Below are 23,768 nucleotides of genomic sequence, written 5' to 3'. Positions count from 1 at the left end.
AGCATTATTATTAACCCTAATTTAAAAATACTTATAAATAGTATTTTAGAATGGCTTATTCCCCTAAATAAGTCATTCTTTTTTTCTATCATATTTTATTATATTTTATTATATTGAGTCACATATTTTCTCTGAATCACTTTAAATTCTTTGTAAGGCCCAAAGTTGTATCTGTTGTTTCCATATCTACCTTATACTGCTCGCCTAAATCATAAGCATTGTAATAACCTTTCTCCATCATGTAATTTGATATTTTTTCATGAGTTTGAATTGCATCTTGTAATTGCTTTTTTAATATAGCTCTAACTTCTAATGAAGTTGATTCTGTTATCGCTACAGCATAATTCTGTACTCCGCTCTTGGCCGAAATTAAAAAGTCAGTAGCTATAACTTGATCAGTCATTTTACTCATTCCTGTAAGACTTTCTATTAATCCGTTCATAATTCCCTCTCCTTTCTGAAATTAAGTATTTATTCTTCTGAAGATGCAATATTAGATTTCTCCATAAGACTTCTCAACTCTTCAATATGTTTTTCTGATACAGATACCTCTTGTTTCAATATTGATTTCAATTCTTCATCAGAAACTAATGGTGACATAGTAAGAGCTTTAGTTAAACATGTATTTTTGAATGTTAATATTTCATGCAACTGCATAGTTTCATTTGGTGCAATACTTTGATCATTCATTTTTTACCCTCCTTAATAAATAAACTTTTCCTATGGTTTTAAAACAACTTTAATACATCCGTCAGTCTTTGTATCAAATACTTCATATCCATATGGCGCTTGATCAAGTGGCAATCTGTGAGTAATAATATCACTTGGGTCTACTTTTCCTTCAGCAAGTAGCTTATAAAGTGTTGGCATATATGGAATAACTGGAGCTTGACCTGTTCTTATATTAATATTACGATTCATTATATCTCCAAAAGGAAATGCGTTATATCTTCCTCCATAAACTCCAGTAACTTGAATCATTCCACCTTTTCTCACTGCCTGAGTAGCTATAACAAATCCACCTAATGATCCACTTTGAAGTTTTAAACCCGATCCTAAAAACTCCATTGGGGTCATTTTTCCATCCATTCCAACACAGTCTATTACTACATCTGCTCCGCCATGAGTGATTTCTCTTAGATATTCCCCTGTATTCTCATGTTGTTCAAGATTAACAGTTTCAACTTTATTATGTCTCCTTGCATGTTCTAACCTATAATCGATATAGTCAACTGCTATTACCCTCTCTGCACCGTGCATCCAGCAGAACTTTTGTGTTAATAGTCCTACTGGCCCACAACCTAGCACAATAACAGTATTACCTTTCTTAACCCCAGCATTTTCTACACTCCAATAAGCAGTTCCCATTGCATCTGACATCAATAATAATTTTTCATCCTCTACTTCACAATCTTCTGGAATTTTGAAAGGAGTAAAATTAGCATAAGGCACTCTCATATACTCTGCCTGGCCTCCTGGATATCCTCCAAATGTATCTGAATATCCAAAAAATCCCCCATTTTCTCCATTAGGATTTGAATTATCACACATACATGTTAAATCATGTTTACAATAAAAACACTCTCCACAACTTACGTTAAAAGGCACTATTACTCTATCACCTTTTTTCAATTTGGTAACCTCCGGTCCTACCTCTTCAACAATACCCATGGGTTCATGTCCTATGATATAATCTTGTGGTAAGTTTGGAACCATATCATGAATTAAGTGCAAATCAGAACCGCATATCGCTGTACTTGTAAGCTTAACAATAATATCATCGGCTTTTTGAATTTTAGGATCTTTAACTTCTTTAACTTTTACATTCTTTATTCCTTGAAATGTTACTGCCTTCATTAAACAATTACCTCCTTTGTTATTTTTCTAGTGTTGCAAACATACCACTTCTACTTGTATCTCCAGGAAATAAATCTAAACTAGCAATTTGAGATATTGTCGTAGATGATTCAATATCCATTTGAAATTGCTTTTCTAGGTTTGTTGGATGGAACCAGCCTTTTTCTACCATAAGATTTGATATTTGTTCATGCATAAGAATTGCATCATTTAACTGATTCTTTAGAACAGTTCTAACTTCTGGAGTTGTCGCTTCAGTCAATGCAATCGCACAATTTCTCACACCACTTTTTGCATTTAATAAAAAGCCTAGAGACATATTTGCATCCACAAGTTTAGGCATACCCTCTGCATTTCTTATTTCTAAATAATCATTAATCATAATTTTCCCTCCTTTGTTTTCTAGCATTTTTACAAACAATTTATATATAAAATTCTCATCTTATTTTAGGAGCTTTTTTCAATAAGTTTTGTAAGTTACTTATTGCTGTTATAGATTGTTGTACATCCTTTTCTAATAATGCTTTTAGATCTTGATCAAAGACTACACCTTCCATCATCTTTGATGTAGTCATGCAGATAGTTTTGAAGTTTAGCATTTCATGAACTTGCATTGTCTCATTTGCTGCTAGATGTTGGTTTTCCATAAATTCACCTCCTTGACTTCCTTCTAATAAATGTATTCTTCCACACGCAACTTTTAGTTATGCAATTAACTAAACAAAATAGATACAATCAATAAGAAAACTGATAAAGCTACTAACGCTAAATACCCCTATAGGATAAAATTCAATTTTCTATCCTATAGGGGTAAAATCATTCTCTTATATTATTTAAGTCCCTTTATTATATAAGTATAATTCTTTATATGAAATTAATTAAAATACTTAACTCTATATTTTTTTACAACGAGCAATCAATTTTTATATATGTATTATCCACAATTTGATAATTTAATTTTGATTTTAAATTTTTAACTGCAGATAACTTCTCAATATAATCAATATCAGATAAAGTTATATCTTTCAATCCTGCAATAAATTCAACCTCAGAATTTCTCTTCAATTTATCATTTATAACTTTCTTAAGTTCATTGTTTATATTCATAAAATACCCACACTCCTCATCTACATAGTAATTATTCTCTATACATATCATAGATATATGATAGCATATTTTGTTGAATTATGCAATTTATTCACTATTTTCATTTTATTTGAATATAGTACGCTGACACGTAATCTTCTAATAATTTTAATAAAAATCTTTTTTTAATTGACATAATATTGCCACAATTATCCTTTACTATAATATTATAAACAATTTATATTAATTGTTCTCCTATTAAATAAATATACAACAAATCAGTATTCAGGATAACTTGATTCCCTTAAACAAGTTATCCTTTTTATTATTTATTAATATATTTAATTCATATAAAACTAATAGCCATAATTAAATTGTTTAACACTTTAAGCCCATAGCAAATTTTGTAACTTTTCATATCAAAGTCACTCTATATTCATATAGTAAGTTAAATATTTAATAATCATATAATTCAATATCAAAAAAAGGCTTAAGTATTAACTACTCAGCCTTTTTTGGTGATTACCATCTCTCACAAACTATATTTTTATACCCTATTTTTATACCCACTTATATTCTACCATATTCCAACATAATTTCACGTATTTTCGTACTACATTTTCATCTATATATTGATGTTTTATAACAAAATGCATCAATATATCTGTAATTTTATGTCGTTTAAAATCATTATTAATCTAAATTTACATAAAATATTCGTTAAAAAATTATCTATTTGTCTGTAATATTTTATAAATATTATTATTTTAATATAATATTATTTTATTTCATAAAAATAATACTTAAAACTAGAATAAATTCTCCCTATTTATTCACCATCATACGCATTAATTGCTATTGGTAATGATTGAATTACTATATTACCTACAGCTGGCAATCCTATTAGAACAGCACTTATTATTTCTTCCCTTGTTGCTCCAAGAGATTTTGCATGTTTAACATGAAAAGGCAGACCACCTTCAAGTCTTGAAGAAGCTAAAACTGCAATATATGCAAGTTCCTCTGTTTTCGAATCAAGTTTACTTACTGAATCTAATTTTTGAACTGTCTCCATCCATATCTCCTGATACTCTGGTGCCTCTTTCATAAAAGTATTAAACGCATTACTAACTGATGACATATCACTCATTCTCTTATCCTCCAATCATTTTTGTTAATTTAACTCATTAATTATATAATCCCATATAGCAAGTGCTGAATTTTTCTTACCATCTGAGGATTCCAACAATTTTTTTAATGTATTTATATTTTCTTTATAGGAAGTGTCTTTAATTATATTTCTTATAGCCAATTGTATGTTTTGTGCATTCCATCTGCTAATTGGTATTCGTATTCCGGCACCTTTCATTACTACATTATCAAGATTTATCTGCTGTTCTGGCTGCATTGCAAATCCAACAATAGGAGTACCACTTGCAATAGCAGTTTGTACTGTTCCTTGCCCACCATGAGATACTACCACATCTGCAAGTCCATTTACTAAAGTTGCTGGCACAAATTCATCTGTAATATAAACATTATGGCTATTTCCCGACCATTCGATTGCTTCCTTAATTGGGCATACAGCTTTAGGCGCCAAAATCACAGCACTCCATTCCTTTCCTATGCCTTGAGTGAGAGCTTTTATTGCTTCAAATAAATATTCCTTTTTTCCAGAACTTCCAAGCGTACAAAAAACTTTAAGTCTTTTACCTTCTGAATTAAAAATTCTTAAAATATTTTCATCTATTTTTGAATTACTTGGTGCTGATGCATATAATGGTCCTACAACCTTAAAGTTATCAGGGAGTTTATGTTCCTTATTAAATTCTTCAAGATCATTTATTATTGTCAAATCTGCTTCAAGCATATCGAACACGGTTTTAACTTGAGTTCCATTCCATTGAAATTCCTTAAGTGCTTCAATAATATTAGTTTGAACAAAAGCTGGTACTTTCAACTTTATTACTGTAGGGATTAATTTCATAATGTTTTTCCGTAAACTTAAAGGAAGGTATGTCAGAGGTTTAATATTATCTGGAGAATCTTTCATTAACGTAGTAAGATATACGTCTTTTTGCATAGGTATCGGCATATAACAAATTCCTGGTATTGGCTTTTCAGTCATTCTTCTAGCAAGGCCTGCTATAGGATTGAATCCATATATAACTACATCTGGTTTTAAATCATTAAAAGCATCTATCTCCCCTTTTAACAATTCACCTGCAAGCTTTACTTCTCCTATTATATTACTACCTTTAGTTTTAAAGTCTTCACGAAATCCCATTCCCGGAAGCGATGGTGAACATTTGTAAATCTTAAATCCATTTGAAATTACTTTATCCTCAAAAACGCTTCCTGTTGATAAAAAAGTTATATCTACTTCATAATCTTCTGGACAGAAACGTCTAATTCCATCTGCTATTTCTATTGCACGTGTTACTTCCCCAGCATCTGAAATTACGCTTGAAAAAACAATTTGTAAAACTTTTTTATTTTCCACATAAACCACCCCCACTATAATCAGCTTTACCTAAAAATTTTCATCAATAAAGTTTTCAATCCAAGAAATCTCAGTATCTATAAATGCTATTGGTCTTTCAAACAATGCTTTTATATGTGGCCTCTCCTTTGCCGTAGGATGCTGATCATATCTTTTATTTAAGAATTCTTTTCTATCTTTCAAATTTTCTTTATGGTTAATTAAAGCTTTTTTAAATTCTTCCTTGGTCACTAAATAAGAAAATAATAAACCTATATCAAATTCACTAGGGTCATTCTTATATTCGCTTATCATTTTTATAATCTGATTCCTAATAATTACTTTGGTTTCTTCTTTTATGAAATATACTTTTCTCTTAGGCGAACCATATTCTTTTTCATATCTGGAACCAATATAGCCTTTCTTTTCAAGTTTATTCAAAGAATTATAGATTGATGAAAATCCAATATCCGTCCACCCTCTCATATTTCTTTGTTCTATTACAGTTTCAAATTCGTATCCATAATAATCTTTATCATATAAAAGTGATAAAAGTATCACCTCAATTTGTGTCATATTCATTCCACCCACCTATTCTATAGTTAGAATAGCATTTTAGGAAGAATGTGTCAACAACTTATAAAAAATAATTTAAATAATTCTAGTAATTAATCTTTATTTAAATTAATATATTCATTTATCTACTCTATAGTTGCATACAACTCTATTTTTAAGCTGCCCTTCAGAACTTTTAATAGCTTCTCCTTATATGTAACTTATCAATATAAACTATAATTTAATTACTATAAGGATAATAATGTGGAATTTTAGATTGGAATTCTTTTAAGCTTACGATATAATTATCACCGTTGAATTCAATAAGCGATACTCCATCATATCTACATTTAAAATACCACTCAACTACTGTTATATTTCCCTGATGAATAAACTGCTTTATATCCCAAACCAATACTTTTCCACGTTTATTCCATTCTTTAAACCATGTTGTAACTGTATCTATTCCATGATATTCAGGACCATAACATTCGCTATAAGTTACATTTAAATCAAAAATATCTTTTAATACTGAACAATTATTCTCTAACCACGATTTAAAATATTTCTTAATTATTTGTTCTCTAATATTCATTACTCACCCAGCTTCTTTCTTAAATCTGAAATATAAGTATTTTGTATTTTCCTTAAGTTCATAAAAAAATATGAAAGAATCCTAATAAAAGGATTTTTAATAAAGACACTTTCTTTAAATACTATTTTAGTTCCACCATTTTCTGTTTCTGAAAAACTACCTTTCCAAAACCCAGTAAACATTTTATTTTCCATATTAAAAGCATACTCACTATATTCATCCTTCTTAGATATAATAAACTTTGTAGCACTCCCGTTATGAGTGTATTCAATAAATTCTTTACCATTATTATAAATTTCAATTTTTTTAATATCACTACGCCAACTATAATCATTATTATTTGTTACTATATCCCAAACAGATTTTATATTAGAATTAAATTCTGCTGTTATTTCTGCTACTCTCGCCTTTTTCAAACTCCTCACCCCTATTATTTTTTCCCTTTTATTTTCTTTTTAACTTTTTGCATTGGCAATTCTTCATAGGTTGCTGATACAACTTCAGTTAAATAGTCTCTATCATCTAAATATTCAATTAAAAAAGAAGGTTTTGCTCCCTCATAAGCAGGGGCCTCTGTAACTTCACGTAATAAATCTCTGCCTCCTTTTGTTATCTTTAAAAAGAATTGATTGTCACATATTAGTCCTATTATTTTTTGATTACAGTAAATTCCGTAATCCCCAAACATTTTTCTATACGTTATTCTTCCTGCACCACTTATCTGTTCGCATACATATTCTACAAATTCTATATTCGAAGCCATTTTCTTTCCTCCCGCTAAGCTCACTTTATAACATCTCTATTGCTTATATCTAAGCCATTTATAAATATACCTTTTATGTATAACTTTAGCATAAATAGTAATTCAAAAGATAGTTATTATTTAAAAATCTTTTTGAGATTTCACCTCTAACCCGCATGTTTCCTATAAATATTTATATATGTATATATTTTTCTTTGTATCTATGTTTCTAGATAAATATATTTATATGAATAAATTTACCTAGGAACATATAAACATATTTGTATTATTAGACAAAAAAATAAGGCCAGAAAATTAATCCTAACCTATAGAATATTATTTAGCTTTCATAAATGCATCCTCATATTTTTTAGCATCATCTGGATTTAACTTTTTATCAAGTCTTAATAATGCTGCACCATTTACGTAATTATATTCAGCCACTAAAGGCATTTTCTTGCCTATATTATCAATGTATTCTTTTCTATTAGTAGCGTCTTCTTTATTAGCAAATACCTCTATACTGCCATTTGTAAAAGTTACTTTGGATGTATATTGATTTGGTCTACCTAACAACTGATTTTTATCATTATCATTAGTTGTAACTTCCATATTCTCAATTGCAACTCCAGCATCTTTTAACTTATTTCCGTATTCTTCGGCTGTATATTTCTTTGCTGAGCTTCCACATCCTACTATAGTAAATATTAATAAGCTACATAATAAAATACTAAATATTTTTTTCATTACTATTCCCCCTAAATTTTCTTTCAAATACAATTGTATATCATATGGAAAATTTGTCAAATAAGTTCCTCTCATTCAAATAAATCCAAATTAGATAATAATTAGATTGGTCCTTGCTACCATTATATAAAATTTTATTAAATTAAAGGAACCCTATTTCTAGAGCCCTTAAATTTATTTTCACATTGTTCTATTTGATATTCAATTGTTCTTAAATCTTTTTTATCTATATTTTTTAGTCCAATATAACATTAATGTTTTTATTAATTTTGTCTATAACTTTATTCTAATTATATTTTGAGTTTTCCTGTATAGATTCTACTTTACCCCTCATCTATTCTTTAACTTTTTCCTCGTGTATCAGTAAAAAAAAGTCGTGTCACGGATTTTCACCTAAATCATATAAAAAAAGAATGAAAACGGAATAAAAAAATAAATAACTCCCCCCGATCAGCAAAATAAAGTTGTGTCACAAAGAGCCTAAATTAACTCCATTTTTCTACTCATGGCTGCTGCCGATGTGAATGCTGCTTAAAATTCAGGCTCTCTTTCACCTTGCTCAATCCCTCATTATTTCTGGCTTTTCTTCTATTTTATTTTCCAAAACACGCAAAAAAGACTATGCATGTCCAACAGGATCGCTCCTATTTTCTTTGCATAGTCTTTCTACATACTTAACACAACTTTATTTTTCGTGACACGACTTTTTTTGCTGTGACATAGTATAATTTATTACCTAAACCAGCTAAAATTTAACAATAATATGAATTAAACTTTTAAGTTACTTATCCCAATTATGTATTTTCCATACTCTATTTTTATGCTCAATTGTTCCTTTAATATCTGCTCTATTCTTGTTTCGTTCAAGATTGTTATACATTTCGTCCATATCTTCATAATGACCAATAGTATAATAATTTAAACTAATACATTTATTCTCCCTGTATATATTAGAAAAGTCTATTAAAAGTCCTTTTTTAGTTAATTCAAGTATCTCTTTTTTTATATCTTCAGGCATAGGATATATTTTCCTTCTTTTATTTGTGGAAAAACTCTCTATAATTTTATTTGTAATGATATCTTTAAATACCCACATATCTTTGCAATACAATTTACAAAACCACCCATCATCATGAGCAAGATAAACAAAAGTATTATTTATTCCACTAAAAAATGGTGAATTCAAAGGTTTACCAAAATGCGATAAATATAATACTTCTGCCTTTTCTTCTGGAGTGCAGTTATTTAAATCAACTTCATTATTATAGTCTATCCAATGGAAGTTACCTAAACCATAAATATCTTCCTTTGATAACTCTAAAATATCATTTTTTCCATTGGCAGTCTCCAAGAACCAACTTCTATTAAAATTATTAGCAATATAATTTCCTTCAGTCACCAAAATATTTTCTATAATCATTGGATTATGTTTGATAAATTCTTTAAATTCCATTCCGTAATATATAAAATAATTTTCATTAAAATTTGCATTTATATAAAATACATCTCTTATTCTTCTCATTAAATTTAAATCTCCTATCACTCCACCACTTCTTACTTCAATAATGGTAATAATTTATTATTAAAAATTACGATAAATACAAAGGCCTCCTTCAATTTTAGATGTACAATAATTCGAGGGTAAATCACTATATCTATTTACATATTTATCAGGTATTACTGCAAAATCAAACATTAAAATTTCACTCCAATCATCAAATACAAATCCATTAAGTGGCTTCATATCGCTTGCTTCATCAGTCAAGTAAATTCCAAATTTAAAAAAGTACTTTTTTAATATGATTATAATATTGTTTGCAACTGATAAGAACCATTCTTTATATCTCTTTTTACAAAAATCATATATTTCCTCAGTATAAAATAAAATCTCAATGATTAATATATCATCCTTAATGTCATCAAATATCTCTTTAGACATTCCACTTATAATAGGTCTAATATGTATTTCTGGTGAATTTTCAAAATTTATATTACTTTCTATATTTTTATCTCTGTATAATTCTTATAAACTTAATTAAAACTTCTATTCTACTGGATAATTTATTTTTATAAGTTCTTCCATTACCTTTTTTATATTTCTATCTGTATTTATTTTTTTTACCATTTCTTCGGTAATTGGTTGATGGTTAAATACCTTTCTAACATCTTCAAAAGTTAATCTCTCTCCTAATTCCCAATAATCTTTTGCCCAATCTATATAACCTTCCGCTGAAAATATTCTACTAAGCATATAATTAGAACCATCATTACAACCTTCCGGAATTTCTACTTTTCCTTTTTGCCACTCCTTATGATTCTTATCCTGCCAAATGCAGAATGTCACATCATCTTTTTCAATTGCTTCATCATCAAGTAAGTCTAATAACGCCTCTGGAACATCATCATAAATTCCTTTCCAGACTTCAAATTCTTCCTGAGCATGAGGTGATAACTCAGATTCATGATCAAACCCTTTAATAATACATCCATTATTTGAAAATACTATATGCATTGTATCTCCACTGCCATTATCAATTCCTGCTAAAGAACTTCTTTCATCCCAATTTGGATACCATGTATATACTCTTAACCATTCCTCTTCACTAAAAATAATATCAAGAGCAGCCATGGAAATAAGGCTTTTTTTAATTATATCTATAGTTGGCAAATTCTTTAGTGTACAGTATGTTTCATTGAATGCATAATTCCAATTCAGTTCTTTATAATATGAAATTTCTTTCCATCCGTTTTCATTTTCAAAGGAACCAACATAAAGTATTTTTCCATCACAGATTGTCCACTCTAATCCATGCTCCACTTCCCAGTCACAATCTAATTCTAAATGATAGGCTACTTTATTCTTATCTTTTGGATTACTGATTATTAAGCATGTTGGCTTTATATAATTTAATACATCCCTTAATACATTAAACTCATAAGTTTCTTCCCCGACCTCATTACAAAAATCATTACAATAGTTTATAGAATATTGACATAATTTATTTACAACTGCTTCATCCAATTTTTCTAAGTTTTCAACGCAGAAATTTGCATATTCTAAATCTATATCTTCTGACATTAATACATTAATAGTCTTATTAAATAGTGTAAATTCCATTTTCCCTTCTAACCCATAATCTGTTTTAATTATATTTGTAATCATTATATTTAGTCCTCTCTTATTAATTTAAATATTCCTTCTCATAAATCTATAATTTATAATTACTTTCAGCAACTGAAATCATCTCTATCTTGTTACAATAAAACTTTATATCACCATCTTGTTCCAAATCATGTACTAAATAATTTAATGAACTCCATCCATCATCTTTAATATCAACTATGTCAAAACACACTATTTGAATAAATTTACTTCCAATGTATAAATTCATATTCTCAACTTCATAAAATCTAATTTTAACTGAATATTGCTTGTTATCTATTGTAAGAATAATAAAGACAATATCTAATAGAAAAACTTCTTCATAATATTCATTAAAATCTTGATAATAATGTATTTCACATATGTATTTAATATCTTGCCAAGAAAAGGCCTTAACTTTTTCTTGAATATAATTGTAATTCAATATTCTTTCCATTTCCACTTATCTCCTTTATTTACAGTCAATTTTCAAATATCATCCCATTATATAAACGTTTAAAGAATTCTTTTAATGTAGTAGATTGAATTATAATATCATCATAATCAAGCATAGACGGGATTATGATGTATTTAATTTCGCTCCCACGATAATCAAAAGCAAAATACTCTCCACCACCATTACCTCCAAAAAGTATAATTCCTGGTACATATTCTGATACTTCACAATCATCATTAACTTCAATGATTTCATTTATTTTATACATAATTAAATACTCTTTTCCTACAAAACCTTCTCCACCATAAACTCTTGTATAAACTCCACATAATCAGTCGGAAACTTAATCTTTAGTTCTTTTTCAACTTCTATAATTCTGGTTATATCAATTTTTTCATTTCTATCAAAATTATCTAAATAAATTTTGTATCCCTCATTCATCGGCGTTTACCTCTCATACAAATGTTCTTATTCTCTAAATACAATAGCAACTCATTTTTCCCATTATATATATATTTTAACAGTTTAGTCTACAACATCCTACTATTACTTTACTTATTCTTTATCTATCACAAAAATAGACGGTTATGCAAAAATAAGAATTACTCTTGTCTTAATGCATAACCTTTTTAATGATTTTCTTTATAAAATATTTAAATATACGAATGGAAAATAAAAAAGTTGTGAAATAACAAAGGGTTGTCCTTTATTATTTTCACAACTTTTAACACAACTTTATTTTTCGTGACACGACTTTAGAAGTTTTGACACGACTTTTTTTGCTGTGACAGTAAAATCAATTATTTAGCTAAAGCTTCTTGAACAGCAACAGCTACAGTCATACCAACCATTGGGTTGTTACCTGCTCTGATTAATCCCATCATTTCAACGAAGCCCCAGCTAAACACCTTACAAAGGCTATATTACAGCGATTAAACTTTTTAGGTGCCTATTCACAACACTCATCATATTGAATACAATATTATACTTTTGTGATATTAATGTCAACATTTTGAAGTAAATAAGATAATTTTATTGCTAATCAAAATTTCTATTATTATAAATAAAAAAAATAAAGGCAGATTAATGTTTTCTCATAATCTACCTTATATGGTTTCTAATACTACATATCGTAAAATTTCCATTCTTTAAGTGTATAAATATAAATAGCTTTTTGAATATTTACATGTAGTGCTACCAGTTTATAATCTTTATCAATAAAAGGTGCTAGACTTGTTAATCCTTCATCACTTATCTTTTCAATAAAGTAATTTATATTTTTATTCTTTGATGCTTCTGGGCTCATTTTAATTTTCCAAATATTATTGCAAGGTTCATTTATAATTTCCTTTGACAAATGTGTAAATTCTCTTGTGGTCCTAGGCATTTCTGTTCCTCCCTTCTATAAATATTTAATAAGTATCTTATGTTTCTTATTTTATTATAAATCTCTATATTATATATTTCTTCTATTATTTTTATAATTTTATAAAATATTATTATATTCTAAAATCACCTTCCGATAATTAAATATAATCGTTCATTGTATTAAAATGAACATAGCGGAGGGAATATTATGGTATGTGATAATTGTATTAAAAACAAAAGTATTGATGTTTGTGGTGGATGCCATTAGATCACGAAATATGACCTTGTAGAAATGGTTCTTGGGTTATATGAAACACCTGAATCTATATTATTAAAACATCAAAGAAATAAGACTGGATCCCGTAGCTGCAAAAAGCCAAGTATTGATGCTCTTGAAAATTCCATTAAGTTTTACTATAACCGTGGCGATAGTTATAGAAAAATTGCTGATTACCTATGAGTATCTATTGGTACTGCTTATAATGTTGTGCATGGGGAAGAAAAAACAAATAAGTTTCTGTAATAATACATATTTAACTCTAATTAAATCAATTTGGGACTGAGATGTGAATATTTTTCATAGCTGATTTTTCAGCCAGTTAACGGACTCATTTTTTAGCTGGTTAATTTACTCACCACAATTTTTTGGTCTGCCCAATTTTGAGCCAAGAACAATTTTGCTTTGAGTAATTTGTGCTGACGAAATTCATCGTTTGTTTGCTTCGTATGATATTCGTACGAACCTTGGATATTTACTGAATCCAATTTTGGCTTGGTTAAAGTCTTGATTTATTAAATGAAAAAAGATTCACCTTGTGCACGAATACCTTTACTTATATATTTTTATCTTAATTTCTACCTATAGCTTACCTTACTTAAACTTTCCTTTTTAAATTCAGCTTCTATGTATGGTATTGTTTCATTTCCTTTTCGTCTATGTTTAATAATTTGATTTGAACAATTATCTTCCACAATAAATGCGATTCTACACTCTTCTTCTTTTGCGAATTTCTGATGTTTAAAGAAAAGAGCATAGTGTATTATTTTGCAATATATTACTGTCTTTATTGTTTCCACTATTTCTTCATTTAAATTAATACGTTCATCAATAGCTATACAATTGGTAATTATTTCGGTATAGAATTCATTAATTTCTTCTATTAATATAGTCAATTGTTCATTAGCATCATATATTACTTTTCCACAAAATAGTGGAATTTTATATTTATCCAATATATCATTTTTAAATATAGTTTTATTATCGCCTATATGCTTTGTTCTAGTTTCATTAAAAAACTCAAGAACAACTCCATGATCTCCTGCATAATTTTCAAGTAAGTATCTGTTATACTTATTTTCCGTTAATGATAATAAGTATATATGCGAATCCATTATAGGGGTACTAACCTTATATATTTCTTTTAAAGCCTCTAAAGTTTTTATTATAGCCTCAAATATATCATATTGCCCTTCTATATCATTATTATATAAATCTCTATTTCCTTTTAGATACTCTATAACGCCAGCTAATACTTCATATATATATTTTATTTCTTTCTTATCATCTAAATAATCACTTCTAGTAACCCAAAAACAATTATTGCTCAATATGCTTTTAGCACTTTTCTTAGGTGTATAATGATAAGAACCCTATTTCTAGAGTTCTTCTACTATTATAATATTCATATTATAAGTTGCGATTAGTAGTACGTAATTCTAGCAATTTTCTAGAAGTAGTTATTTCAGAGCTTGCGGCTAATACCTCTCTTCTTATATCTTCTACTTTACTTTTTATACTACTCTTTAATTCTTTCTCCTTAATTTTGTCTTTTTCGCCTTCTAACAGTTCTATAATCAAGCTGTAGAAAGCTTTCTCATATTCAATTCTTTCTTTAACTATATTACTAAAAAAGAAGAATATTAATAATAATAATAACATCAGTAATAATATATACGGAGTACTAAGGAAATCCGTTGTACTTTTAATAGCATTCTTGATATTATCATAGCTAGTACTTATATTCTTTGATATTTCGCTTTTTTTATCTTCTGACAAATCTTTTGAATCCAATTGCTTATTAAGAGTATCTATATTTTTATATTCTAAATTTATAACATTCCATGTCACTGTGTTAACATTAGTTAATACCGTGGTATATAACGTCATTATAACTGATATGCATATGCTTAAAATAGTAATGCCGTCAACTAGAATTACACTATTTAACTTACGCTTTAGCTTTGCCTTCTTTAAATTAATTTCTTTTACACTCTTATATTCACTATCTATGTACTCGGATACTTTATCTTCAATTTGATAAATATCTGAAACATTAATCAATGTTTCATTACCTTTTTTATCTATTTCTCGAATGTATATTTTTTTGTAAAGATTAAAAATGCTCTTCTTTTTTAAATATTTTTCATATAAAACTTCTAATATTGCTAGTATTAATATTGTCACTAGTATTATCCACGCTATATTTTCCGAAATAAATTGCATATTAATTCCCCTTTCATATAATATAATTATACAAAAGTCGATATATTCCTCTTATAAATTACAAAACATCTAATTAGAATATTTTTAATTATAGTATAAAATTGTAAGTAATATTATAGATAAAAAAAGCAGTGGTCGAATTAACTAATCCTTTTAATCTTTAATTATTTACTTTTCAAATTATTCATATATCCAACAATTTCATAAAATTTCATTCCATTTAATGTGAAACCTTGATATCTATCAAGAATTATATTTATACCCGATTTAACGTATTTTACTCTGCCTATACAGCAACAAATTATTTGTTTACTATTTAATTTCATATGTTTAATGTACGATTCAATAATTTGCATATTATTAAATTCAGTCTCATTATTAACCGCAAAATATTCAGCAAAATGAACTTTAACACTATCTACTTTTCTAGGAGTTAAATTAATATATCCATGCCTGTCCATTAATTGTATATTATGCACATATCCAATAATACATCTAACTTTTGTATCATCTTCTTTTCCTATCTCATTATAAATCCTTGTTATAATATATAGCTCCTTACCATCTTTACTTTCCATTCCTTCGTCAAACAATTCTGCTTCATTTCCCTTAATTCTAGAACCATTGCCTTTAGTATGTGTTTTACCACTTTCTTCAGAGTTTAATCCTCCGACTTCAACATCATTATTCCTAAATTTATCAAATGCGCTTTCTAATTTATTTATTATATGTTTATTAGATAAATTTATTTTATTTACCAAACGCCTTAATTGAACTTCTTCTATCCCATCTTCATAGATAACCTCATTCAAACAGCCATTTTTATGTGGGGTGCTAGGAAATGTTCTAAAGAACTTGATATTGCCCTTTCTTTCTACAAAACTCAATTTCGCTTTACATTCATTTTCCGTACAAAATAAATAACCTCTATAATCTTCATAATATTTATCTCTATTAAGATTCACTGCTTGTATCTCTTTAAATATATTACCTTTTTTAAATATTGCTTTACCAATTTTCATATCCATAACACCTTTTATTGAAATACTATTTACATTATTGTTTATTTCTACAAAAAGTATTTAATTCCTCTTTATTACATGGAAATATTCAAATAATTTTATGAAGGTACAATTTTGTACCTTTGTTAAAGACAGTGAAAATTTTCGTTCTTGTAACGTTGGAAACAAAAAGACTACCATTTAGGCAGTCTTTGATATCTTTACTTATTAATTTTTAATTTTATAGTTGCTATAGAATCTTTTCGCTTATCATCTCTTCTTACTCTTAGTGCTTTTGTATATACTATAATAGCATGAATCAATTCTAAACTCATTTCTACATCACCGAACTTAAGATTATCTTGATACTTTAATCTTCTTAGTGTTAATTCTATCTTTTCTTCTGCACTTAATAAATAAGCTAAATCTTCTTCAAGTCTATTTTTATCCATTAAAACCACATTTGAATTACTTGATATCATTGCTATCCTCTTTTGATTATAACAATATATCTATATAGCTAGTATCTTCTTTATAAGTAACCACTGCTTTTGATTTTAAATCCTCTATTTTAGCATTAAGTTCACTCACTAGTTTTCTTAAATCTGCAATAGGAATATGTAAATATGGTATAGGCTCCCTATTATATCTGCTTTCATTTATACCTTTTGCCGCTTCAATAACTTTTTCATATGCATATGCAACCTTATACACTTCTTCTAACTTCTTTTGTGTTTCATCATAACTCATTTCCATCTTATGTATCGCTCCTCGCATTTATATTACAAAGATATAATAGCACATAAAATTTTTTACACCAAACAAACATAAAAGTCAACTACTTATTTATAATTTGTTTGCATTAATTATTAATTTTCATGTACACCAAAGTCGCATTCCTTTGTTTTGCTAGCTTTTGATATTGATAAATATATAAACAAAATATAACTAAGTATAAAATTCAACATAAAAAAGGCCAAATAATTTTATTATTCTTCAGCAAAATCTTAATTTTCCTTTATAAAATATTTATATTAAGTTTATTAACTTGACATAATACTGTCACAAATACCACTTATAATAAAAACATAAGGTTGATAAAACTTTTTTTCATATATATTTACCCCTATTAAATATATATAACACAGTATTCAGGATAATTTGTTGCACTCTAGCAGATTATCCTTTTTATTTTTCATTATATAATTTATATATTGACATATTTTACAATTTTATCCTATAATATTATTGTAAAGTGACTAGAACATATTATAAGACTCCTATAAAAGATGACTTATCCCCCTAAAGTAAGTCATCTTTTTTTGTGATGTATTATTAATTTATTCACATTAATTTAATAAGTAGTGAAGAATTATTTAATATTTATATTTTATAATAGTAATTGTAAAATAGTTAAAGCATTATTATTTTGCCCCCGTATCGGTAAATGTATTTTAGCTTTATAAGTTCAACCTGCTCCCCTAAGCAGGTTGTTTTTTTCTTCAATTGTTTACCAAACCTTAAATTTATTTAAGAAATTATTTATATTTAATTAACATATTTAACATAATTTTGTAATGACTATTTGCTATAATAATAATGTAAGATAATTTCTTATTAAATATTTGTCCTTCTACTTATTAAAAAAATATAATAATCGTTTAAAGGATAACTTGGCTAGTAAAACAAGTTATCCTTTTCCCTTTAAATAAATTATATAAATCTATTTAATTTATATTTTTATCTTGTAATGTTATCGTAAAAAATTATCATTATTTGTAATACGATTTTCTTTGATTAGTTTCCTCTTATGTTATAAAATATAAAAGTCGGGTTAAATCAAATTAAATAAAAAGAGGTATTATTGTGAACAATTTTAAATTATTTCAATTAAAATATAGAATATTCCTAAGAAAATCCATTTTAAATAAGTTGTTAAGTTTTTTCTCCCCAAGTAATAAATTCATGATTATACTATCACAAAACTTAGACAAACATATTGTTGCATATTATAAAAATAAGGAAATTCATGAAGTACATAATTCAAAACAACTTTATTCAGTTTCGAAGTCTTTCTAAAGGACTTGTAATTTACTGAATACTTTTAAAGTTAAGCTTGACTTCATACCTAAGTAACTATACGCTTTTTATCTGAGTTAGACGCAATTCTCCAGCAACTCAAAAAAATACTGAAGAAATTACAATATCGCTCTTTAGAGCCTCGACGTGTATATGAATCAAGTACCGTTGCAAACATAATTTACATAGAAAACTCTATGTATAGTCTTTTTATATGCGTCAACTCCCTACTACATATCATATCTTTCAATATTTTGACTACCTCCGAATTTAGTTACCCTAAACCGCTCTAATGCCATATCCTCATGAAGGACTTAGGCTATAACATGGTAATAGAATGCTTTTACACCACTTATGTCAAGCTAGATAAGATGTTATTATCTAACTCCCCATGAACTTTCTGCATCGCCTTCATGTCAGCTACTAATATTATTTATACTTGTAATAGTGCTTGTACAAGTTACATGTTGTATTTTAGACAATATGATACCAAGCCTATTGATACTTCAAAACTTTTGAAATAAGATAGACTTAACGCATGGTCTATTAGTGCTTTTGAAGTGCTAATAAGATTAATAAAACATATTAAGTTTTAGGTAGATAGATTACTCGCCAAAGTAATCTATCTATTTTTTGTTTAATTTTTTAAAGTTTCAATAATCTTTTTTAATCTTTCAATTCATGTATGTCTAATGTAATTATTCTTTCATCAAATCCATTAGTTGTTTTATCATGATTGATGTTTACTTGCATATTGACACCTACTTTCTTAATTTAATATTTTTCCCTTTGGAATTTTCCAACTTAATAGATCAAAGGATTTTGTACAACATTTTCGTAATTTAAATCTTCTGTTAACATTTCAACGTAATGTTTCAAAATTTCTAAATTACTATGCCCTAATAAATGTTGTAGTTGAACTATGTTAATTCCGTTCATAACTGCCTTTTTCGCATACCAATGCCTAAACGCATGAATTGATGTACGTTCTATTCCTCTTGATTTGTTATAATCTTCTATCTCTCTTGTAAGTCCTCTTTCTTTCATTTTTTCGCCTTGAACTATTGGAAATAAATAAGGACAATCTACTGGCAAATATTCAATATATTCTTTTATATAATATTTCTTAGTATCTTCACGCATATTTTTCAACGTACAATGCTCTAATAGAAATTGTTGAAAGCATTCATCAAAAGTTTTATCAATATGTTTTCTATTCATTTTTATCATAAAAAAATAGTACCCCTTCCTAAAGCCGTGGGTACTAAAATCATGTATAAAAAAATACCCACACCCATTAATAATTAAATTAATATAGTGTGAGTATTTATATTAGCTAATTAATTCACTCTTAAACCAGTAAAACCTTGATTTTCAGACTATTTAGCTAATGCTTCTTGAACAGCAACAGCTACAGCAACAGTCATACCAACCATTGGGTTGTTTCCTGCTCCGATTAATCCCATCATTTCAACGTGAGCTGGAACTGATGAAGATCCTGCGAATTGTGCATCTGAGTGCATTCTTCCCATAGTATCAGTCATACCATAAGAAGCTGGACCTGCAGCCATGTTATCTGGGTGAAGAGTTCTTCCTGTACCACCACCTGATGCTACTGAGAAGTATTTCTTACCTTGTTCGATACATTCTTTCTTGTATGTTCCTGCAACTGGATGTTGGAATCTTGTTGGGTTAGTTGAGTTACCAGTGATTGATACGTCAACTCCTTCTTTATGCATGATTGCAACACCTTCTCTAACGTCGTCAGCACCGTAACATCTTACTTTTGCTCTTTCTCCGTTTGAGTATGCTTTTTCTTTAACTACTTTAACTTCTCCAGTGTAGTAGTCAAATTGAGTTTGAACATATGTGAAACCATTGATTCTTGAAATGATGAATGCAGCATCTTTTCCAAGACCGTTTAAGATAACTCTTAATGGTTCTTTTCTTACTCTGTTAGCTTTTTCAGCTATTTTAATAGCACCTTCAGCAGCAGCAAAGCTTTCGTGTCCTGCTAAGAATGCGAAACATTTAGTTTCTTCTCTTAAAAGCATAGCTCCTAAGTTTCCGTGTCCTAAACCAACTTTTCTGTCATCTGCAACAGAACCTGGGATACAGAATGCTTGTAATCCTTCTCCGATTGCTTCAGCAGCATCAGCAGCCTTAGTGCAACCCTTCTTTATTGCTATAGCAGCACCTAAAACGTATGCCCATCCAGCGTTTTCGAATGCGATTGGTTGAGTTTCCTTAACGATTGTATATGGATCTACTCCAACTTCAGCACAAACTGCTTTAGCATCTTCCATAGTTTTCATTCCGTATTTTTCTAATACTGGAGTGATTTGGTTAATTCTTCTTTCATAACTTTCAAATAATGCCATTTTAAAAATCCTCCTTTACAAATAATTATTTATGTCTTGGGTCTAATAATTCAGCAGCGTCAGCAACTCTTCCGTATTGACCTTTAGCTTTTTCTAATGCTTCGTTAGCATCCATACCTTTAGCAATGCTTTCCATCATTTTTCCTAAGTTAACAAACTTATATCCGATGATTTCTTTATCTTCGTCTACAGCAACTTCAGTAACATAACCTTCAGCCATTTCTAAGTATCTTGGTCCTTTAGCTAAAGTTCCGTACATAGTACCAACTTGAGATCTCAAACCTTTTCCTAAATCTTCAAGTCCTGCTCCGATAGGTAGTCCACCTTCTGAGAATGCAGTTTGAGTTCTTCCATAAACGATTTGTAAGAATAATTCTCTCATAGCTGTGTTTATAGCGTCACAAACTAAGTCTGTGTTTAATGCTTCTAATATAGTCTTTCCTGGTAATATTTCTGAAGCCATAGCAGCTGAATGAGTCATTCCTGAACATCCAATTGTTTCAACTAACGCTTCTTGGATTATACCATCCTTAACGTTTAATGTTAATTTACAAGCTCCTTGTTGTGGTGCACACCAACCTATTCCGTGAGTTAATCCTGATATATCAGTTACTTCTTTAGATTGAACCCATCTTCCTTCTACAGGAATTGGCGCTGATCCGTGATTAGGACCTTTAGCAAGTACACACATTTCTTCAACTTCTTTTGAATACATCATATATTTTTGCTCCTCCCTAATTAATAGATAATTACAAATTATTAAATCTTATTTCTAAGCTTAAAATTGTAGTTGGGCATAAAATAACCCAGTGGGGCACTTTTCCCTATTCCTATTCTAGCAAATGATTTGATTCCCCACAACCTTTATTTAAAAATTTATGCACATTTATCTACTTTTATTTGAAAATCCGAACTACAAATGAATAAAAATCTTATATTAACTTTAATTAGATAAAATTTTGTCTAATACTTTCATTATGTATTTTTATATGGATATTATAAATTAATTTTCCAAAAATAAAAATAAATTAAAAATACCTATTGAAATATTCTTTAAGACATGGTAGAATATTTTTTGTCAGTTTACATGCCGCTGTGATGGAATTGGCAGACGTGGTGGACTCAAAATCCTCTGGTAGTGATATCGTGCCGGTTCGAATCCGGCCAGCGGCACCATTTGTTTTGGTGGATTGCTGTATTACTTGGCTTAGATGCCTTGTAGTACAGCTTTTTTTATGCAATTCCCGCTTCTGTACCAAATTCTATTTTCCCATAAATTAATCTTCTAATCCCACTGATAATATTATTTATAGCTATTTCTAACATTTTGATTGTAAATCCATGTTATTTTAAAATCTTCCTTTTTGACTAAGAATATTATAAGCTGAATTGCATTTAAACCATAAGAACTACAGAATTATTCTCTTGTCTTGTCATTTATAAAGCAAACTATGCTTTTAAATTAATTATATTTGATAATATGCTATTTACATGTATCTCCATAGTATCATAAACATTTAGCGACAATTCTACGTCTTTAAGCAGTAAAGGTAATTCTGTGCACCCTAATATTATACCTTCTACTTTTTCTCTTTCCTTTAACTCTTCAATTATTTTAATAAATTTTTGCTTTGTGCTATCTTTAATAATTCCATATTCTAACTCATTAGCTATTTTATCATTTATAAAATTGCGAATTATTTCTTCTGGAACCACTATTTTGATTCCATTATCTCTAAAAGGTTTTTTAAAGAAATCAGCGTCCATAGTAAAAGAAGTCCCTATTAATCCAACAACCTTTAACTTATCTTTCTCTACTTTTTTATAAGTTTCTTCTACAATACTAATAAGTGGAATAGGTGATTTTTCCTTTAATTCTTCAAAAACTATATGTGGTGTATTTGCCGCAAAGGCTGCAAAATCTGCACCACTAGCAGCAACATTTTTAATCGCCTTTAATAAAAGTTCAGTTAAAGCATCAAAATCTTTTGTTTTACATAATTCTAGCATCTCAAATATATTAATGCTTTCAATTACCATATTAGGAAAATAGTCTTTAAAATGCCTTTTTTGATAGCCATAAACTATTTTATTATAATATTCTATTGTAGATTCAGGACCCATACCTCCTACAATTCCAACTTTTTTCATTACCTCACCTCATTATTTATATTCTTTATATGTTTATATATCATAAATGCCAAAATTGGGAACAGAATGACTAAACAAGAACCACTTGTTGTTTAAATTTTTGTTCTAATAAAATAATCTAATAAATCAAATTCATATCCTAACTATATAATAACACTTAATGTAGTAATAGCTTTAGTATAGCGTAAAAAATTATCAATATAAACAATTTTATGTATTTGTATTCTTAAAATAAAAGCAAGTAAATTATAAATTAAAATCAATTCCATTTTTCATACTAAAATCCTTTCAACCCGTATTTTATAAGCATATTCTGAAGAATATATATTCTAATATGGTAATATTCTAAAGAATAAATATTGCGAAGAATATTTATTCTTTAGAATTTAAAACAATCAGAAACGTAATCATTAATTATAAATTATCTATATCTACAAATACTTTTAGACTATAAATAATGAACATAATAATAGTTGAACTTTCAACAAACATATTATATAATAGTTGAACTTTCAACAAACATATTATATGATAGTTGCAAGTTCAACTATTTCATCGATAGGACTTCTACTACAAAAGCGATTCAAAAGTTTGAAACAGAAGAATGCATCAGGTAAAAGAG

29 protein-coding genes, 1 tRNA gene and 1 pseudogene are annotated in these 23,768 nt (G+C 28.1%); 1 reads left to right on the top strand and 30 read right to left on the bottom strand.

Annotation, left to right across the window (positions count from 1 at the left end; all coding sequences use genetic code 11):
- Positions 1–136: 136 nt before the first annotated feature.
- From L3B96_RS19975 to L3B96_RS19835, 29 genes and pseudogenes are all read right to left on the bottom strand, one after another.
- Positions 137–442 carry a spore coat protein gene (locus L3B96_RS19975; protein WP_017208801.1) on the bottom strand — a complete coding sequence of 102 codons (306 nt, stop codon included), beginning with the start codon at positions 440–442 and terminating at the stop codon, positions 137–139.
- A 29-nt stretch (positions 443–471) separates the two neighbouring features.
- Positions 472–690 (bottom strand): spore coat protein, encoded by a 219-nt coding sequence (locus L3B96_RS19970; protein ID WP_023976369.1) that lies wholly within the window; start codon positions 688–690, stop codon positions 472–474.
- Positions 691–720: 30 nt separating this feature from the next.
- A complete protein-coding gene (locus tag L3B96_RS19965) occupies positions 721–1,857 on the bottom strand; it encodes a zinc-dependent alcohol dehydrogenase (RefSeq protein WP_238948387.1) in 1,137 nt (378 codons plus the stop codon).
- Positions 1,858–1,876: 19 nt separating this feature from the next.
- On the bottom strand, positions 1,877–2,239 hold the full coding sequence (locus L3B96_RS19960; protein ID WP_023976371.1) for a spore coat protein: 363 nt from the start codon (positions 2,237–2,239) through the stop codon (positions 1,877–1,879).
- Between the two features lie 55 nt (positions 2,240–2,294).
- Complete coding sequence (locus L3B96_RS19955; RefSeq protein WP_238948386.1) at positions 2,295–2,504, bottom strand: spore coat protein; 210 nt, start codon at positions 2,502–2,504, stop codon at positions 2,295–2,297.
- Positions 2,505–2,760: 256 nt separating this feature from the next.
- A complete protein-coding gene (locus tag L3B96_RS19950) occupies positions 2,761–2,964 on the bottom strand; it encodes a hypothetical protein (protein WP_238948385.1) in 204 nt (67 codons plus the stop codon).
- Between the two features lie 808 nt (positions 2,965–3,772).
- Positions 3,773–4,093, bottom strand: a complete 321-nt coding sequence (locus tag L3B96_RS19945; RefSeq protein WP_238948384.1) for a carboxymuconolactone decarboxylase family protein — start codon at positions 4,091–4,093, stop codon at positions 3,773–3,775.
- Positions 4,094–4,117: 24 nt separating this feature from the next.
- Positions 4,118–5,446 carry a nucleotide disphospho-sugar-binding domain-containing protein gene (locus L3B96_RS27495; protein WP_238948383.1) on the bottom strand — a complete coding sequence of 443 codons (1,329 nt, stop codon included), beginning with the start codon at positions 5,444–5,446 and terminating at the stop codon, positions 4,118–4,120.
- A 30-nt stretch (positions 5,447–5,476) separates the two neighbouring features.
- Positions 5,477–6,001, bottom strand: a complete 525-nt coding sequence (locus L3B96_RS19935) for a PadR family transcriptional regulator (protein ID WP_238948382.1) — start codon at positions 5,999–6,001, stop codon at positions 5,477–5,479.
- Positions 6,002–6,221: 220 nt separating this feature from the next.
- Positions 6,222–6,575, bottom strand: coding sequence for a nuclear transport factor 2 family protein (locus L3B96_RS19930; RefSeq protein WP_238948381.1), 354 nt, complete (start codon positions 6,573–6,575; stop codon positions 6,222–6,224).
- Complete coding sequence (locus tag L3B96_RS19925) at positions 6,575–6,991, bottom strand: hypothetical protein (RefSeq protein WP_238948380.1); 417 nt, start codon at positions 6,989–6,991, stop codon at positions 6,575–6,577. The genes L3B96_RS19930 and L3B96_RS19925 overlap by 1 nt, the downstream gene beginning before the upstream one ends.
- A 14-nt stretch (positions 6,992–7,005) precedes the next feature.
- Complete coding sequence (locus L3B96_RS19920; protein ID WP_238948379.1) at positions 7,006–7,338, bottom strand: TfoX/Sxy family protein; 333 nt, start codon at positions 7,336–7,338, stop codon at positions 7,006–7,008.
- A gap of 315 nt (positions 7,339–7,653) precedes the next feature.
- Positions 7,654–8,064, bottom strand: coding sequence for a hypothetical protein (locus L3B96_RS19915; RefSeq protein WP_238948378.1), 411 nt, complete (start codon positions 8,062–8,064; stop codon positions 7,654–7,656).
- Between the two features lie 781 nt (positions 8,065–8,845).
- On the bottom strand, positions 8,846–9,586 hold the full coding sequence (locus tag L3B96_RS19910) for a hypothetical protein (RefSeq protein ID WP_238948377.1): 741 nt from the start codon (positions 9,584–9,586) through the stop codon (positions 8,846–8,848).
- Between the two features lie 60 nt (positions 9,587–9,646).
- A complete protein-coding gene (locus L3B96_RS19905) occupies positions 9,647–10,003 on the bottom strand; it encodes a hypothetical protein (RefSeq protein WP_238948376.1) in 357 nt (118 codons plus the stop codon).
- Positions 10,004–10,108: 105 nt separating this feature from the next.
- Positions 10,109–11,227 carry a hypothetical protein gene (locus L3B96_RS19900; RefSeq protein ID WP_238948375.1) on the bottom strand — a complete coding sequence of 373 codons (1,119 nt, stop codon included), beginning with the start codon at positions 11,225–11,227 and terminating at the stop codon, positions 10,109–10,111.
- 46 nt (positions 11,228–11,273) lie between these two features.
- Positions 11,274–11,663 carry a hypothetical protein gene (locus L3B96_RS19895; RefSeq protein ID WP_238948374.1) on the bottom strand — a complete coding sequence of 130 codons (390 nt, stop codon included), beginning with the start codon at positions 11,661–11,663 and terminating at the stop codon, positions 11,274–11,276.
- A gap of 25 nt (positions 11,664–11,688) precedes the next feature.
- A complete protein-coding gene (locus L3B96_RS19890) occupies positions 11,689–11,931 on the bottom strand; it encodes an SMI1/KNR4 family protein (RefSeq protein WP_238948373.1) in 243 nt (80 codons plus the stop codon).
- Positions 11,932–11,948: 17 nt separating this feature from the next.
- The gene (locus L3B96_RS19885) at positions 11,949–12,104 is read right to left on the bottom strand and encodes a hypothetical protein (RefSeq protein WP_238948372.1); all 156 of its coding nucleotides are present in this window, start codon (positions 12,102–12,104) and stop codon (positions 11,949–11,951) included.
- A 359-nt stretch (positions 12,105–12,463) separates the two neighbouring features.
- A pseudogene (locus tag L3B96_RS19880) lies at positions 12,464–12,553 on the bottom strand (GGGtGRT protein); the annotation flags it as partial.
- A gap of 233 nt (positions 12,554–12,786) precedes the next feature.
- The gene (locus L3B96_RS19875; RefSeq protein ID WP_041895599.1) at positions 12,787–13,050 is read right to left on the bottom strand and encodes a hypothetical protein; all 264 of its coding nucleotides are present in this window, start codon (positions 13,048–13,050) and stop codon (positions 12,787–12,789) included.
- An 836-nt stretch (positions 13,051–13,886) separates the two neighbouring features.
- Positions 13,887–14,639, bottom strand: a complete 753-nt coding sequence (locus L3B96_RS19870) for a DUF2971 domain-containing protein (RefSeq protein WP_238948371.1) — start codon at positions 14,637–14,639, stop codon at positions 13,887–13,889.
- Between the two features lie 79 nt (positions 14,640–14,718).
- Complete coding sequence (locus tag L3B96_RS19865) at positions 14,719–15,534, bottom strand: hypothetical protein (RefSeq protein WP_041895594.1); 816 nt, start codon at positions 15,532–15,534, stop codon at positions 14,719–14,721.
- Between the two features lie 164 nt (positions 15,535–15,698).
- Complete coding sequence (locus tag L3B96_RS19860; RefSeq protein WP_238948370.1) at positions 15,699–16,556, bottom strand: hypothetical protein; 858 nt, start codon at positions 16,554–16,556, stop codon at positions 15,699–15,701.
- Positions 16,557–16,756: 200 nt separating this feature from the next.
- Positions 16,757–17,017: a hypothetical protein gene (locus tag L3B96_RS19855; RefSeq protein ID WP_041895590.1), complete on the bottom strand. Its 261-nt coding sequence runs from the start codon at positions 17,015–17,017 to the stop codon at positions 16,757–16,759.
- Between the two features lie 16 nt (positions 17,018–17,033).
- Positions 17,034–17,291, bottom strand: coding sequence for a hypothetical protein (locus tag L3B96_RS19850; RefSeq protein ID WP_238948369.1), 258 nt, complete (start codon positions 17,289–17,291; stop codon positions 17,034–17,036).
- A 2,127-nt stretch (positions 17,292–19,418) separates the two neighbouring features.
- Positions 19,419–19,844, bottom strand: a complete 426-nt coding sequence (locus tag L3B96_RS19845) for a site-specific integrase (RefSeq protein WP_238948368.1) — start codon at positions 19,842–19,844, stop codon at positions 19,419–19,421.
- 149 nt (positions 19,845–19,993) lie between these two features.
- The gene (locus L3B96_RS19840) at positions 19,994–20,995 is read right to left on the bottom strand and encodes a GGGtGRT protein (protein ID WP_011968824.1); all 1,002 of its coding nucleotides are present in this window, start codon (positions 20,993–20,995) and stop codon (positions 19,994–19,996) included.
- A gap of 25 nt (positions 20,996–21,020) precedes the next feature.
- Complete coding sequence (locus tag L3B96_RS19835; RefSeq protein ID WP_011968823.1) at positions 21,021–21,713, bottom strand: nitrogen-fixing protein NifU; 693 nt, start codon at positions 21,711–21,713, stop codon at positions 21,021–21,023.
- Between the two features lie 371 nt (positions 21,714–22,084).
- On the opposite strand from L3B96_RS19835, the gene L3B96_RS19830 reads away from it, so the two are divergent.
- Positions 22,085–22,171: transfer RNA gene (locus tag L3B96_RS19830), tRNA-Leu, on the top strand.
- A 273-nt stretch (positions 22,172–22,444) separates the two neighbouring features.
- Here L3B96_RS19830 and L3B96_RS19825 read toward each other — a convergent pair.
- Positions 22,445–23,146: an amino acid racemase gene (locus tag L3B96_RS19825; RefSeq protein WP_238948367.1), complete on the bottom strand. Its 702-nt coding sequence runs from the start codon at positions 23,144–23,146 to the stop codon at positions 22,445–22,447.
- Positions 23,147–23,768 lie beyond the last annotated feature (622 nt).

Source organism: Clostridium sp. YIM B02569 (assembly GCF_022320765.1).
GTDB classification, from domain to species: Bacteria; Bacillota; Clostridia; order Clostridiales; family Clostridiaceae; genus Clostridium; species Clostridium beijerinckii.
Note: the sequence above shows the minus strand (reverse complement) of the source record. Positions and strands in the feature narration are given on the sequence as shown.